10 protein-coding genes are annotated in these 15,282 nt (G+C 73.5%); 4 read left to right on the top strand and 6 right to left on the bottom strand.

Annotation, left to right across the window (positions count from 1 at the left end; translation table 11 throughout):
- Positions 1 to 120 precede the first annotated feature (120 nt).
- On the top strand, positions 121 to 366 hold the full coding sequence (locus WMF27_RS40335) for a hypothetical protein (protein WP_044967022.1): 246 nt from the start codon (positions 121 to 123) through the stop codon (positions 364 to 366).
- A gap of 258 nt (positions 367 to 624) precedes the next feature.
- Positions 625 to 1,668 (top strand): glycosyltransferase family 2 protein, encoded by a 1,044-nt coding sequence (locus WMF27_RS40330; RefSeq protein WP_437763604.1) that lies wholly within the window; start codon positions 625 to 627, stop codon positions 1,666 to 1,668.
- Positions 1,669 to 1,731: 63 nt separating this feature from the next.
- On the opposite strand, the gene WMF27_RS40325 is transcribed toward WMF27_RS40330, so the two are convergent.
- The 6 genes from WMF27_RS40325 to WMF27_RS40300 all read right to left on the bottom strand — a co-directional run bounded on the left by WMF27_RS40325 (position 1,732) and on the right by WMF27_RS40300 (position 9,949).
- Positions 1,732 to 4,323 (bottom strand): hypothetical protein, encoded by a 2,592-nt coding sequence (locus WMF27_RS40325; RefSeq protein WP_437763605.1) that lies wholly within the window; start codon positions 4,321 to 4,323, stop codon positions 1,732 to 1,734.
- A gap of 15 nt (positions 4,324 to 4,338) precedes the next feature.
- Positions 4,339 to 5,388, bottom strand: coding sequence for a lysylphosphatidylglycerol synthase domain-containing protein (locus tag WMF27_RS40320; protein ID WP_437763606.1), 1,050 nt, complete (start codon positions 5,386 to 5,388; stop codon positions 4,339 to 4,341).
- Positions 5,385 to 6,080: a class I SAM-dependent methyltransferase gene (locus WMF27_RS40315; protein ID WP_437763607.1), complete on the bottom strand. Its 696-nt coding sequence runs from the start codon at positions 6,078 to 6,080 to the stop codon at positions 5,385 to 5,387. The genes WMF27_RS40320 and WMF27_RS40315 overlap by 4 nt, the downstream gene beginning before the upstream one ends.
- Positions 6,081 to 6,131: 51 nt before the next feature.
- Complete coding sequence (locus WMF27_RS40310) at positions 6,132 to 8,924, bottom strand: protein kinase domain-containing protein (protein WP_437763608.1); 2,793 nt, start codon at positions 8,922 to 8,924, stop codon at positions 6,132 to 6,134.
- Between the two features lie 55 nt (positions 8,925 to 8,979).
- A complete protein-coding gene (locus WMF27_RS40305) occupies positions 8,980 to 9,411 on the bottom strand; it encodes a hemerythrin domain-containing protein (protein WP_437763609.1) in 432 nt (143 codons plus the stop codon).
- Positions 9,412 to 9,505: 94 nt separating this feature from the next.
- Complete coding sequence (locus WMF27_RS40300) at positions 9,506 to 9,949, bottom strand: hypothetical protein (RefSeq protein WP_437763610.1); 444 nt, start codon at positions 9,947 to 9,949, stop codon at positions 9,506 to 9,508.
- Between the two features lie 135 nt (positions 9,950 to 10,084).
- Here WMF27_RS40300 and WMF27_RS40295 point away from each other — a divergent pair, with 135 nt between their 5' ends.
- Both WMF27_RS40295 and WMF27_RS40290 read left to right on the top strand, forming a co-directional pair.
- Positions 10,085 to 14,161 carry a transglutaminase domain-containing protein gene (locus WMF27_RS40295; RefSeq protein ID WP_437763611.1) on the top strand — a complete coding sequence of 1,359 codons (4,077 nt, stop codon included), beginning with the start codon at positions 10,085 to 10,087 and terminating at the stop codon, positions 14,159 to 14,161.
- 193 nt (positions 14,162 to 14,354) lie between these two features.
- The gene (locus WMF27_RS40290; RefSeq protein WP_437763612.1) at positions 14,355 to 15,275 is read left to right on the top strand and encodes a DUF2267 domain-containing protein; all 921 of its coding nucleotides are present in this window, start codon (positions 14,355 to 14,357) and stop codon (positions 15,273 to 15,275) included.
- Positions 15,276 to 15,282: the final 7 nt, after the last annotated feature.

Genomic DNA, 15,282 nt, shown 5'->3' with positions numbered 1-15,282 from the left:
CCGCCAGGCGATGCGCTCGACGCTCCCGCGCTCTTCCTCTTCACGTGGAGCTCAATCCCAGCGACAAGCAGGAAAAACCTGACCTTGCTAAGCCCCAGCGGGCGACCCACGTTCGAAGCCATGCAGAACCTATCCAAGACGGAGCTGGTGGGGTTCGTGGAGCTCGAGGTCGGTTCGCTTGCTGTGCAGGTGCCGATCCGCGCCGCAGCCGCGGCGACAGAGCTACCGCTCGCATCCTTCGAGGCTGAAGGGGACAATTGCGCCATCCTCGTGCGAGGCGACACGTCCTCGAAGGCGGTCGAGGTCGCGCTGCGAAACGCGGCGCAGGAGGCGGTCAAGCACCTCTCGAAGAAGCTGCTCAACTAGAGCGGAGCGATGGTCCCGCCGGCCCGGCGCAGGGCTGCGGGCCATCATCCCCGCGATGTTCCGTGATGTTCCGCGATGTACGGTGCCCCGGGGCACCGGCGGAGCGGCGTGGACAGGTCTCTGCTGGCCGCCCGGCGCTCAGCGCGAGCGGGGCGGCGCTCCGGCCCGCGCTGGAGCCTCGCGTCGCGGGGGAGCCCGCTGCGCGCCGGGGTGAATTTCTCGACGCGCGTCGTGCTACGCTGCGCCGCGAAATCGCCCGTGAAGCTCATCATCCAAATCCCTTGCTTGAACGAGCGTGACACGCTCGCCCAGACATTCGCGGACCTGCCGCGGTCGATCGACGGCGTGGACGAGATCGAGGTCCTCATCATTGACGACGGCAGCACGGACGGGACGAGCTCGCTCGCCGAGCAGCTCGGGATCCACCACATCGTCCGCTTCGCCAAGAATCGAGGCCTCGCCGCCGGGTTCATGGCCGGCATCGACGCGTGCCTGCGGCTCGGCGCCGACATCATCGTGAACACCGACGCGGACAACCAGTATCGCGGCGCGGAGATCCCGAAGCTCGTCGCGCCCATCCTCGACGGCCGGGCCGACCTGGTGATCGGCGATCGGCAGACAGATAGGATCGAGCACTTCTCGCCGCTCAAGAAGGTCCTGCAGCGGTGGGGCTCGCGGCTCATCCGGCGCCTGTCCGCCACGGAGGTGGCCGACTCACCGAGCGGCTTCCGCGCGGTGAGCCGGAAGGCGGCGCTGCAGCTCTTCGTGCACAACCGCTTTACCTACACGCTGGAGACCGTGATCCAGGCAGGCCGCCGCGGCCTCGCCGTCGCGAACGTGAAGATCACGACCAACCCGAAGACGCGCGAGTCGCGGCTCTTTCGTTCGATCCCCGACTACCTGCGCCGCGCCGGTCCCGTCATGTTCCGGGCTTATGCGATGTACCGCCCTGTGCAGCTCGTGGGCTGGGTCGCGACGGTGCTGCTCGTGTTCGGCTTCGCGCTCGGCGTCCGGTTCCTCTACTTCTATCTGCGGAATCCGGACTACAGCGGTTATATCCAGTCGCTCATCGTCGGCACGGGCGCCGTCGTGATGGCGTGCATCCTGGTGGCCGTGGCGTTGCTCGCGGAGCTCATCGCGACGAACCGCCGCCTCGTCGAGGAAGTGCTGATGCGCGTGCGCCGGATCGAGACCGAGCTCGCGGAGCGGGAGCCGACCCTCAGGCTGGAGGGGATCCAGTCCACGGGCGCGAAGCCGTGGCACAACCAGCAGATGCAGCCGGCGCGAGCGAGCGCGAGGTGAGGAGCCCGGTCCCCCTGGACCGGGCTGCTGGTCGAACAGCGCTCGTAGCCCCGGGCCGGGAGCTCAGCCGTCCGGGTCCTCCAGATCGCCGTCCTCCGGGGGAGCCACAGCGTCGGTCGGCTCCGGCTCCGGCTCCGGCTCCGGCTCCGACTTGGGCGGCGCGCCCGCGGCCGAGGGCTCGGGCGGCGGCTCCGCCCGGGAGGTGTCGCGCTTCTGCCGCAGGTAGACCGTGTAGTTCTTGAAGCGCTCCGCCGTGAAGAACACGCCGTCCAGCTTCACGTTCCGGCTGCCCCGCGCGGCGTTCTTGCCGACCACCACCGCCTCCGCGGCGTCGAGGAGCGCGGCCTGCGCGTTCGTGTCCTTGGGCCACGCCCGCGCGGGCTTGGGCTCCTGGCCCCGGGGCGGCTGGAGCTTGGGGAGGATGTGGAGCGCCTCGACCGGGTAGAGCCCGTCCGTGTAGCCCCGCGCGCCGAGCGTGAGCACCTGATACGGCAGCTCGTCGGCCGGCGGCGGCTCCTTCGGCATGGTCACGAGCTGGAGGCTGCCGAAGCGGCGTTTCTCGGTCGCGTAGCGGTGCACGAGCTCGTTGAACAGCACGGCGGCCTGGAGCGTGTCCGGCGGGCGCTGGTTCGGCGGGTACAGGATGTGGGTGACGCCGACGCTCCGGTAATGCGCGTAGAGCTCGGCCGGCCCTCGCACGGGCTCGTAGAAGATGAGCGATTGCCAGGCCTGGATATCGAAGATGATCTCGCGCTCGATACCGAGCGTCGTGCGGTAGTTGCGCGCGAGGATGCGCGCGTCGGGCGGGGTAGCCTGGTTGATCGCGCGGTGATCCGCGCGAAACTTGAACCGCTGCGCGTCGGTCCATCGCTTCTCGTACGTGGAGCGGATCAGCGAGAGCGCGCTCTCCAGCCGGCGGGGGCCGGAGTAGAAGGGCACATCGCCGCTCCACACGATCTGGAACACCACGAGCGGCACGAGGCCGAGCCGCGCGACGGTCCCGAGCTGCCATGTGCGGACGAGCAGCGCGGCGGCGGCGGCGATCGGCACCGCGAGCATGCCCTGCAGGTACCGGTCCGCGGTGTACGTGTTGCTCCACATCCAGACGCCGGCGAACGTCGCCCAGGCCGCGAGCGCCGGCCTGCGACGACCGCGGATGACCAGCAGCATCGGCAAGAGCAGCGTGAAGAGCGAGCCCATCGAGGGGACGTAGCGAGTGAACGAGTAGTGCGGGGAGAACGAGAACGTGAAGAAGTTGCCGGCCGCGATGAGCTGCCGCTCGAGCCCCTTCCCCTTGGGCAGGTAAGGCGCGTTGGGGTACGCCTTCTCCATGAACTCCGCGGAGCGCGCGTGCTGCGGGTACGACCGCGTGAACACGCGCTGGGCCAGCGGATAAACGGGGTTGTTATGGTAGATGGTGTTCTTGATGAAGTGCGGCGCGGCCGTGCCGAGCGCCACGCCCGACGCGATGAGCCCCGCCACGAGGACGCGGCGCGCCGAGAGCAGCGGCCGCCTGCGCTTCTTCAGGGCGCGGGAGGCCGCGCGCGCGAGCAGGTACGCGGCGCGCGGCACGACGACCGCCGCCGCCATGGCCAGGTGATAGACCGCCTGGTACTTCACCAGCATCGCGCCCCCGAGCGACGCGCCGAGCAGGACGGCATACCGCCTGTCGAAGCGCTCCGCGAAGCGCATGGACGCGAGCAGGACCGGCGCCGCGAAGAAGCCCAGGAAATGGTCCGCCGAACCGCCGGGGTTCTGATCCTGGACGAACAGCGACGGGAACAGGAAGAAAGCCGCCCAGAGGCCAGGGACGCGTTCGCCCTGGAGCAGGTACCGCGCCAGCGCCGCGACGCCGACCACCTTCCCCAGGACGAACACGAACTCCAGGTGGAGCGCCATCATCCACCGTTGCTCCACGAGCATCCCGGGGACGCTGAAACCCCACGCGTAGAGCATGCTCCCGAAGTGGGGGAACGAGCGGTTCACGTCGCCGTAGAACGGCACGATGCGGCCGGCGCGCGCATAGTCCTGCCCGATCGGCAGGTGGTACCAGGTCGCGTCGAAGCTGATGGAATCCGGGGTCAGCGACAACAGGTAGAGGAGCACGAGGCACATGCCGCCGACGCCCGTGGCCGTGAGCCACAGCCAGCGCATCGCCCCTTTCGGCGTCGTCGAGGCGTCGAGATCGTGCTTCAGCCGCGATAGCCAGCGTGGCAGCTCGAGGAGGCCGCCCGCGAAGAGGGCCGCCGGCATCACGAGCCCGTACCAGGGGCGGATCCAGCCGACCACGCCCGCGAGGTACATGCCGAAGACGAAGGCGATGCTGCCGAGCGTCATGCCGAACAGGCCCTCTTCGACCGGCGGCAAGTGCGCGAGGCGGAGCACCCGGCGCAACAGCACGAGGCCGATGCCGAGGCTGGAGAGCAGGAACAGCAGCGAATAGCCCCAGAGCGGCGCGAGCCGCCACAGGAGCCAGTGCTGGACCGGAATATGCGCGTGGACCACGAGCGCGTAGCCGACGAGGCCCGTGAGGCATGCGACGGCCGCGAAGGCGTTGCGCAGCAGCCTTTCCCGGGGCGAGCCGGACGTAAGGGCGGCACAGAAGCGGGCCAGGGGGGAGTCGGAGTTCAGGGCAGCACGCAGGCGGGCCAGCATGAGAGGGGGCGCATCCTAGCGAGGCGCGGCGCGTCGGCAAAGCAGCCGCGCGATGAGCAAGCCGCCCACGTCCACGGCGAGCGAGGTGGCGCGCGAGATGAGCGCGGCGCCCAGCGCCGCGGCGGGTCCGACGGCGGGGGCGAGGCCCACGGAGAGCAGCGCCTCGCGCACGCCGATGCCGCCCGGCGTGGCCATCGCGAGGAAACCGGCGATGGGCGCCAGCACGAACAGGCCCGAGCCACCGAGCGCCGCGCCCGGCGTCGCGCCGACGGCGAGCGCGGCGCACGCGCCGTGCGCGGCCCAGGTCAGCGAGTACACCGCGTGCACGAGCGGCAATCGCACCGGCATGAGCGGCCCGCGCCCCTCGGGCGCGAGGAGCTTGCGGACGCGCTCGGGCGCGCGGGCACGATCCACGGTCATGAGCGCGACGAGGACCGCGCCCAGGGCGAGGAGCACGGGCAGCCTCCATCGACCGATGAGCGCGTTCGCGCCCGCAAACTGCTCGCCGCCCGCCGCGAGCAGGCCGAACCCCACCATCGCGCCGACCGCGATGAAGCTGGTGAACTCGATCGCGAAGGACGACCCCACCTCCGCGCTGGTCGCCCCGATGCGCGGCGCTCCCAGCATGCGGAACAGCGGCACGCCGACCTTGCCGGGGATGTACCGCGCCGCCTGCGACTCGACGTGCAGCGCGATCGCCGGCCAGCGAGGGATGGGCCGGCCGGTCAGCTCTTCCAGGATGAAGGCCCAGGCGAGCCCCAGCACGACGAGGCCGAGCGCGAGGGGCAGCACCGAGAGCGCCACGAACGCGGGACGGATGTCGATCGGCGCGCCGCTCTCCCACCTGCGAGCGAGGTCCCGCGCGGCGAGCCCGATGAACAGGGCAGCGGCGACGACCATGACCGGGCGCAGCGCCGCGCGCACCCTGGCGAGCGGGCCTCCGATCCGCTGCGGCGGGCCGGGCGCGGGCTCGGGCGGATCCGCCGAGATCCTCGGGGGAGCGGGCGGGGCGCCGGTGGTCGGGGTGCTGGGGAGATCGGCGAGCGACGCGGATCCGTCCTTCATGCGGCCCAGCGCTTCGCCACGCAGAAGACCGACAGGCCGAAGCTCGGCCGGTAGCCGCGCGCGATGAGGTCGACCTCGGCACCGAGGACGGCTTCGAGCGCGGAGGAAGCGAGGCCCGACTTCGGCGAGGGCTGCTTCATGCTGGTCTTGCGAGGGCGCAGCTTGCGCGCGGCGCTCCAGACGGCGCGCGAGCCGACCGCGGCAGGGAAGAGGAGCTGGTTGAAGTAGGCGCAAGCTTCCACGTGGAGCTCGGCCGGCAGCGCGGCGCGGAAGCTGCCAGCCGTGTACCGGCGGAAATGCTGCAATGCGCGGTCGTGGTCGCTGAACAGCCACGGATACGCGGGCACCGTGGCGACGAAGATCCCGCCAGGGCTCAGGTGATCATGGATCCACCGGAGAGCGGCGCGGTCGTCCTCGATGTGCTCGATGACATCGAGGGCGCAGATCACGTCATAGCGTCGGTCGAGCTGGAACGGGATGGATGTGCCGTAGAGCGTCCTCGCCGCGCCGGCCTTCGCGATGGCCTCCTGTCCGAGAGGGCTCACCTCGTTGGCGTCGACGGCCCCGAACTCCGCGAGGACGCTCAGGTTCTGGCCGACCCCGGCGCCGACCTCCAGCAGCTCGAGCGGCCGCCGTTCCGGGCCGAACTCGCGCACCAGATGGGCCAGCAGCCGGGCCCTCCCCTTCCTCAACCAGTCTCCGGATTCTTCAGAGTATTGCTGGTATGCAGTCGTTTCCACGCTTCACTCTGCATGCGGGGCCGGATCGCCCTGGGGCGATCCGGCCGGAGGCGGCGACTCTGCTGGTGAGGTCGGTTCCGCCTCGGCCGGCTCCGGGGGGGTCGGGATCTCGATCGTCAGGTCGTCCACCTTGGCCGGCTCTTTCCGCGGCTTCTTCGGCGGTGGCGGCGGCGGCGGGCGCCGCTTCCGCGGCGGCGTCGTCGCGGCGGCCCTGGCCGACGGCTGCGCGGACGTGGCCGTGGCCGTTTCCACGGCCGGCGCCGTGACGGTCGGCTGGGGCGTGGGCTCCTGCGGCGGCGCGGGCTCTGCCGTGACGGCGGGCGGCGGCGGGGCCTCGCTCTCGGCCGCCGGCGTGCTCTGCGGCAGGCGCTGCGAGCGGACGACCATCTGCCACGCGACGACGCCGGCCAGGGCCACCAGCGCGAGGGCTGCCAGGCGGGCGCGCCGGCGCCGACGTGAGCCGGGGTCGAACTCCGGAAGCACGCTCTCGCGCGCCTCGTGCGCCACCCCGCTCACGCTGGACCCCTTCATCCATTGGTCCGGCGACTGGCCGGAGGGCAACGCGCGAGCCCGAGGGGCGAGCGGCGGATCGAGCGGGGGCGGCTCGCGCAGCGAGGCGGGGGGCGTGGCAGCCGCGCCCGCCCCGGCGACCGCTCGCCTGACGTTGTCGCGGAGCCTCTCCGACGACGGGTCCTGGCTCGGCGGCGCCTCGCGCTCCGGGGCGATCGCGCGCGGATCGGCCTGTTGTGGCGAGAGCACGTGTGGCGTTTGCGAGGAGAGCGGCGGCTCGGCCGTGGCGCCTGGCGCGACGGGTACGCCGCTCTGCGGCGCGGCCATCGCGGGCTCGGCCGGCGCCTGGGCCGCGGGCTCGGCCGGCGTCTGGGCCGCGGGCTCGGCCGGTGCCTGGGCCGCGGGCTCGGCCGGTGCCTGGGCCGCGGGCTCGGCCGGCGCCTGGGCCGCGGGCTCGGCCGGCGTTGCGTCTGCGCGCGGAGCGAGCGCTGCGGATGCGGCCGGCGCTGTCCAGGATTCGTCCACGTCGGTGTCGATCGCGTCCTCTTCGAACTCGTCGATGTCGACATCGACGAGCGAGGACGCGCTGTCGGCGGCCTTCCGGAACGTGTCGCTGGGCACCAGCGCCGGTGCAGGCGCGCCCGGCGGGGCGCTGGCGCCGTCTGTCGTCGCGGACGATCCGCTGCTCGGCTGCGCGGAGACCGGCGTCTCGGCAGCGACCGGCGTCTCAGCAGGAACCGTTATCCCGGCAGCGACCGGTGTCCCGGCAGCGACCGGTGTTTCGGCAGCGACCGGTGTTTCGGCAGCGACCGGTGTCCCGGCAGCGACCGGTGTTTCGGCAGCGACCGGTGTTTCGGCAGCGACCGGCGGCTTCTGCGCTGCGCTGTCGCCGTGCTGCGGCGGCGCCGGAGGTCGATCGCCGGGCCGAGCCGAGAGCGGCGGCCGCTGGCTCAGCGGCGGCCGTTCGCCGAGCTCGGGCGAGCCCGGTGATTGCTCGCCGATCTGCGCCAGCGACGGCGTCTGAGGCCGCGCCGTGGGCCGAGGCGGCGCCGGAGGTCGCTCGGTGGCCCGCGGCGGTGCGAGAGGCCGCTCGCCGAACCGAGACGACAGCGGCGGGCGCTCGCTGAGCGGAGGCCGCTCGGTGAGCCGCGGCGGCGCCTGCGGCCGCTCGCTCGGCGCCGCGGGGATCCTCGCGCTCGGCCTGGCCGACGACGGAGCGGCCGCCATGTCCGCCGGCGGCTCGCCCGATCCTCGCTCGGACGATCGCGGCGAGGCGGCGCCCGTGGGGTCGGCCACCCGGGGGAGCGGCGGCGCCTTCGGGATCACCGAGCCTGTCGCCGGCCGCGGCGGGGCCGCCGGCGGGCGCGTGGGCGAGGCCCGGGGCGGCAGCGGCGGCGGCGGCTGCGGCGATCGGATGCTGCTCGGGGCCTCGGTCGACAGGTCGGCGACGCGGGCGAGCGACTCCGCGAGATCGCGCGCGCTGCTGAAGCGCCGCGACGGGTCGCGGTCGCAGGCGCGCGCGAACCACCCGTCGAAGCTCGGCGGCAGCTCCGGGTTCACCCTCGACGGGACCGGGATCTCGCCGAGCGAGATCTTGATCAGCAGGTCGCCCACCCCCTCGCTGTCGAACGGGAGCTCGCCCGTCACGCACTGGTAAGCGATCACGCCGAGCGCCCAGAGATCCGCGCGGTAGTCGACCTCCCGGAGCCCCTTCACCTGCTCCGGGCTCATGTAGTGCGGCGTGCCCATGAGCGTACCGACGCTGGTGCGCTGGGCGACCCGCTTCCCCTGCCCCTTCACCTTGGCGATGCCGAAGTCGAGGATCTTGACGATCTCGTCGTCCTCGTTCGCGCAGAGGAAAAAATTCTCCGGCTTGAGGTCGCGGTGCACGATGCCGGCCCCGTGCGCGCGGGTGAGCGCGCGCGCGACCTGCGTCACGATCTTCGACGTCTCCTGGAGCGAGAGGCGGCGCCGGCGCGCGAGCCGATCGAAGAGGTCCTCACCCTCGAGCAGCTCCATCACGATGAACGGCTGCTCCCCGTCGATGCCGTGATCGATGATCTGCACGACGTGCGCGCTGCGCAGCTGCGCGGCGGCCGTCGCCTCGCGGCGGAACCGCTCGCGCGCGTCCTCCTGCTTCGCGAGCTCCAGATCGATGAGCTTGACCGCGACATGGGTGCCGAGCGCCAGGTGCTCGGCGACCCACACCGCGGCCTGCGCGCCCTGCCCCACGGGTCGGATGAGGCGGTAGCGCTCGCTCAGCACCTGACCAGCTGCAATAGACACGGCGGCAAAAGCCTACGTCGAGGACAACATCCGTGTCGAGTTCATGCGTACCACCTCAGATGCCTTGCGGAGCGGTTTCCTTTATCAGCTCGCGCCATTCGTCGTGAGTGAGCTCTGGATAAATGTAGTCGCCCTCGAAATTTGTATGGTGCAGGAGCAACCGGGCGACATCGACGATGGCCCGCGCGACGTCGCCGCCCTGCGCAACGCCCGCCAGGGCGTCGGTCGCTTCACGCACGGCGGCGTGCTGCTTCAGTGCCACCTGGACCTCCTCGGCGAGCCCGCGCGCCTGGAAATGCGGGAAGATGGCGGTCTCTTCGTAGCGCATGTGCCGCTCCATCGGCCCGCGCAGGAACGCGAGCAGGCTCGCGCGCTCGGCGCTCGCCTCGTCCGCGGAGCGCTGCGCCAGCTCGATCAGCTTCTTCGCCGTGGCGCGAGCGAGCTCCTCCTCCTGGAAGAGCTCGCTCACCATCCGGTCCAGTTCCATGAGGTGCGGGCCGTCGTAGTCCAGATTCCGTGGAGGGTCGAGCGGGGCGCGGCGCGATCCCGCGGCGGAGCAGGTCGGCTCCGTCGTGCGCGCGTCAGTCGTGCGCGCGGGCGCGGACGATCGCGGCGAGCCGGCCGACGACGCCGTTCGCGACCATGGCGAGCACCTGCTTCTCCAGCGCCTGTCGCTCGCTGGGCCTTCCGCCGAACGAGATGTGCGAGCGGGCGGTGGGGCCGCCGACGACGCGGCCGACGACGGTGCAGCTCACGCGGTGGACGTCGCCCCGCGTGGCCGAGGTGAACTCGACGACACGCGCGCTCAGCACGACCGATTTCGCCTTGCCGAAGTCCGCCTTCTTCGCGGCGCTGGAGAGCATGCCCCGCAGCGCTCGAGCCCGCTGGGCCTGGCCCTCGCCCGCGGGCACGTCGACGCTCTTCCATTCGATCTTGGTGTCGCGGGCGAAGGTCGACGCTGGCGAGGCCGTGAGCGTGGTCAGGGCCATCACCGCCGAGAGCAGCCATCGTGAAGCGCGGTGCATGCGCGCAGGGTAGGGGGGCGCGGGCTCGCCGGCCAAGTTCGCGCGCGGGTGCGGCGCGCGCGGCGCGGCCGCGCTCGCGCCGCGCTCGCGCCGCGATCGGGCCCGCGCTATGCCGTGGCGGGGAAGCGAGGTTCGATGGAGCGCAGCTCGCCGGGGGGAGATCGACGGGATCGACGAGGACGAGATCGACGCGCGCGCGCCCGCGCGCTCCGCGGGGGCGGGTGGCTCGCCGCGCTGCTCGCGATCGCCGCCGCGCCCGCGGCGGGCAACGCCCAGTCGCCGCGTCCGGGAGGCGCGACGGCGGGCGCGAGCGCACCCGCGGCGGGCAGCGCGCCGGCGCCGCGAGCCGGGGGCGCGAAGGCGGGCGCGAGCGCACCCGCGGCGGGCAGCGCGCCGGCGTCCGGCAAGCGCGCGCCCATCGTGCTGGCGCCGCGGTGGACCGCCGCGACGCCCGACGAGATGCTCGGCGCGGCGCTGACCCGGGCGCGGCGGGGCGGCGACGACGCGTTCGCCGGGCTCGTGATCGCGGCCGCGCTCGCGGACCGCGCCGCGCAGGGCCGCGCACGGGAAGGCCTCGCGCAGATCGGGGCGTCCTCGTCTCCGCTCGCCGATGAGGCGCGCTGGCTCGCCGCCTCGCTCGCCCCGGAGCCGCCGGCGGCGACGTGGCCGGGCGCGCGCGCCGTCTCGTACGACGCGCCCCCGGACCCGTCCGGGCTCGTCAAGGCGTTCGCCGTCCTCGGCCCGTTCCAGGACAACTCGGGCGGCGGGCTCGTGCTCCGCGAGGGGCCCGAGGCCGAAGGCCAGCGCTTCTCGGACATGAGCGCCCGCTACGCCTGGGGGGTGTACGACGTCGCGTGGCGCAGGGTGCTGCCCGCCGCGTCGACGGCGCGCGGCGTGCCGCTCGATCTTTACATCCACCCGCGCACCGAGACCTGCACGTACCTCGCCTCGCGCGTGACCGTCCCGGCCGCGCTCGATCGCAAGCCGATGCTCGCCCACGTCGCCGCGACCGGCGCCGTGCGGCTCCTGTGGGACGGCGTCGACGTCGCCGCGAGCGACGCGGCGCACGAGCGCCTCGTGCTCGACCGCATCGCCGCGCGCATCGAGGCGCCCGCCGGCGATCACTTGCTCGCCCTCAAGGTGTGCACCGGGGCCATCGCCGACGAGGGGCGCGTCCGCGTGCGCTTCACCGGCGAGGACCGCCGGCCCGTGGTGCTCGCGACCTCGTCGGACCTCACGCCGCTCAAGCCGCCGCCGGCCCCGCCTCCGGGCGCTCGCGCCGCGACCGCCGTCGCGACGGCGCTCGACAGGGCGCTCGACGCGGGCGCGTCGCAGTCGGTCGATCAGACCCTCACGGCCGTCGTGGCGCGCACGCTCGGCGGCGCCGACGACCAGCGGTCGCCCCGCGCGCCCGGGCTGCTCGACCGCGTGACGCGGTCGCCCGGGATCTCCGCCGACGCGCTCGCGCTGGCGGGCTGGGTGTCGCCGTTCGGCGCGAACCGCAGCGGCTGGCTCGAGGCCGCGCGCGCGCGCGGCCTCGCCGAGAAGGACCGCGCCACCGCGGCGTTCGCGCAGCGCCGGCTGGTCGCCGCCCACCTCGCCTCGGAGCGGGTCGACTGGGCCGCGGCCGCGCTGCGCGAGGCGCCGCTGCGCTCGGCGCGCGATCCCGAGGCGCGCGTCCTCAGGGCGCTCGTCAAGAAGAAGCTCGCGACGGCGGGGCTCGCGCGGGCCGGGCTCGAGGAGCTGCTCGCGGTCGAGCGCGAGCGGAAGGACCGGACGCCGGTCGTCGTCTGGCAGGAGATCGCGGCCGCGGCCCGGCTGGACCCGGCGCTCGAGCTGCGGGCCGCGCGCCGGCTCGCCGAGATCGCGCCCGAGTCGCGGGGCGCGCCCTACGTGCTCGCGTTCGAGCCCGACGGCGGCGCCGCGCTGGAGGTGGCGGCCGCCGGGGCGCTCGCGCAGCAGACGTCGGCCGAGGACGTCATCCGGATCGGCCGCGCGCTCCACGACGCGGGCCGCGTCGCGTGGGCGCGCGAGGTGCTGTCGTACGCGACGCAGGTCGCGCCGAACCAGCCCGCCGCGTTCCAGGCGCTCGCCGCGGTGCGGGAGATCGGCGCGGGCGCGCGGCCGACGGCCGCCGCGTCGCGCGTGGCCACGTCGGCGCTCGCGCGGGCGCGCGACCTAACGCCCGGCGATCCGTACCTCAAGGCCGAGCTCGCGCTCCGCCTCGGCGAGGGCTCGGCCGGCGCGCCGGGCCGGCAGCGCATGCGCGACGAGCAGCACATCGTCGCGCCCGGCGTCTTCCTCGCACGCGGGCGGCAGACCCCGGCGAAGAAGGGGGAGGTGGCCGACCGGCAGCTCCACTGGGTGCGCGTCGTGACGTACCACCCGGACAAGCGCGTCTCGCAGCTCATGCACTACGCGCGCGAGATCGTCATCGAGCCGCGCACCGATCAGGATCTCTACGAGCGCGACATCCCGGCCGAGGGGGAGGACACGGAGCTCCTGTTCGCGCGGGTCCACCGCAAGGACGGCACGGTGGCGCAGCCGGACGAGCAGGGCGCGGGCGGGCAGAAGCCGTTCGTGCGCTGGCCCGAGCTCAAGGCGGGGGACGTGGTGGAGGTCGCGGTGCGCTCGTGGACCCGGGGCCCCGTCGGCCGCCGGGGCGACGCGCCGTTCTACTTCATCGACTACGTCGGCTCGACCGACACGCGGCCGATCCTCTACAACGAGGTCGTCGTCGACTCGCCGGCGAGCGACCCCCTGGCGATCGACGTGCTGAACGGCAAGGCCGAGCGGGTGCTCAGGTCCGAGAAGGACGGCCGCCAGGTGACGCGGTACATCTGGGACGACCCGCCCGAGGTGCCCGAGGAGCCGCTCGCCCCGCACCTCGCGGAGGTGCTGCCGGTCGTCGTGGGCTCGACGTTCCACGGCTGGCACGACTTCCGGGAGTGGTACCGGGGCGCGGTCGCCGGCTTCATGGAGCCCGACGATCAGGTCCGCCGGCTCGCCGCGGAGCTCACCAGGGGCAAGGCCACGCGCGAGGCAAAGCTGCGGGCGCTCTTCGACTTCGTGGCGGACGACATCCGGTACGTGAACTTCGTGTCGGGCGAGTGGTGGCTGCCGAACCGCCCGCAGGAGCTCCTCGCGCGGCGCCAGGGCGACTGCGACGACAAGGCGATGCTGCTCATCACGCTGCTCAAGTCGATCGGCATCGAGGCGACGGAGGTGCTGGTGCAGACGCGCTACACGGGCCAGCCCTCGCTGCTCCGGAGCGAGGTGGCCGCGATCCCGGTGTTCGATCACGGCATCGCCTACCTCCCGGGCGCGGGCGGCGCGCCGGGCCTGTGGCTCGACGCGACGAGCCCGCAGAGCCGCCTGGGGCCGCTGCCGGCGATGGACGCGCGCACGCTGGCGCTGTTCGTCGACGAGGGGCCGCCGAAGATCGTGGAGACGCCGGCGAGCTCGCCCGCCGATCACGGCGTCGACGCCGCGTGGACGATCGCGCTGCTCCCCTCCGGCGCGGGCGAGCTCGCGGCGAAGGAGCGGCACATCGGCGACGCGGCGTTCGAGCTCCGGTCGAACCTGGCGGAGGCCGACGCGCGCGCGCAGTGGGTCGAGCAGTACCTCGCGTACGGCTGGTTCCCGACGGTCGACGTGAAGCCCAAGGTGGCGTTCCAGGCCGATCTCCCGCACGGGGCGGCGACGCTCGAGTACGAGGCGCGCTCCGAGGGGCTCGCCCGCCGCGAGGGCGCGGAGCTCGCCGTGCCGCTCTCGGGGGCGTCCACGATGACGTCGCAGCTCGCGCCGCTCGTGAAGCGCACGCTGCCGGTCGTGTTGCCGCCGAGCTTCGCGCCGCGGCACCACAGCCGGACGATCACGATCACCGCCCCGCCCGGGTACGCGTTCGCCGAGCTCCCGCCGGGCGGCGACGAGAACGGCGGCGCGTTCGGGCGGGCGACGATCTCCTTCGCGAGGGTGCCCGGCAAGAACGCCGTGGTGGTGAAGGAGCGCGTGATCCTCGATCAGTCGACCATCCCGGTGGCGCAGTACGCCGCCTGGCGCGGCTGGCTGCAGCGGGTCGACGGGCTCCTGCACCGGATGGTGCGGCTCGCGCCGGTCGCGCCCGCGACCAAGCAGGCGCGCAGCGCGCTGGGCACGCAGGCGAGCGGCGGCGCCGGTGCGGCGCCGCAGGCGCGCGGCGCGATCCGCTGACGAGCAGCTTCGCCCCTCGCGCCGGCGGCGCGACAGGCTCTCACTCGCCCGCTCGCGGCGGCGATCGGCGATCCCGCGCGCCGCGTCCCCCCGCCGGCCACGCGCGCCATCTCGGTTGGTACCGTTCTGGCTAGCCGTGCCCTGGCGTACCCGCGCACAACCTCGAACGCGCTGCCCAGGGGAGGGACTCGCCATGTCGCTCGAAGAGTACCGACGCCCGAGAATGATCGTTCTTAGCCCCCGCTCGACCGCTTACGACGCCGTGAGGGCGATGATGGACAACCACGTCGGCGCGATCCTGGTCCACGACGGCCAGCGCCTCGCCGGCATCGTCACCGACCGCGATATCGCGCTGGAGATCGTGGCAGGCGACCTCGACGCGCGCAGCACGACGCTGCGCGACATCATGTCGGACGAGATCGCGACGCTCGAGCTCGACGCGTCGATCGACGACGCCGTGCGCACCATGCGCGATCATGCGTGTCGGCGCGTGCCGGTGACCGAGCAAGGGCGGCCCGTCGGCCTCGTGACCCTCGACGATCTGCTCGCCGATGGGGCCATCGACGCGGAGGCCGCCGGCTCCGTCGTGAAGGCGCAGCTCGAGGTGGCCGCCCGGTTCAAGCCGGAAGGCGCGCTGCACCCCGAGGGGACCGCGCGCCCGGAGCGCTCGCACGGCCGCGTGCGCGCCCTCACCCGGCGCAAGGCGCGCGCCGACAGCGCCTATGGCCGGCTGATCCACGCCGTCGAGCGCCACAGCGGCCTCCAGCAGCGCGACCGCGCGGAGCTCGCGCTGCAGATCGTCCTCGGCTGCCTCTGCCGCAGGGTGACGCCCCAGGAGGCGCGGCACCTCGTCGCGCAGCTGCCCTCGAAGCTCCACCCGTCGCTCGAGCCGTTCCTCGACGGGCCGGACAAGCGCATCACGACGGCGACCATCGAGGCCGACGTCGCGCGCGAGCTGCGCATGGACCGCGAGGCCGCCGGCTTCGTGCTGCAGGCGATCTGCGAGGCCGTCGCGGACAGCGTGTCCGCGGGGGAGATCGAGGGGTTCCGCGGTCAGCTCCCGCTCGACATGAAGGACCTGTTCCCGCCGACCCCGCTGCGCCGGGCCATCTGAGCCGGGA

The organism is Sorangium sp. So ce281 (genome assembly GCF_051527395.1).
Lineage (GTDB): Bacteria > Myxococcota_A > Polyangia > Polyangiales > Polyangiaceae > Sorangium > Sorangium cellulosum_B.
Note: the sequence above shows the minus strand (reverse complement) of the source record. Positions and strands in the feature narration are given on the sequence as shown.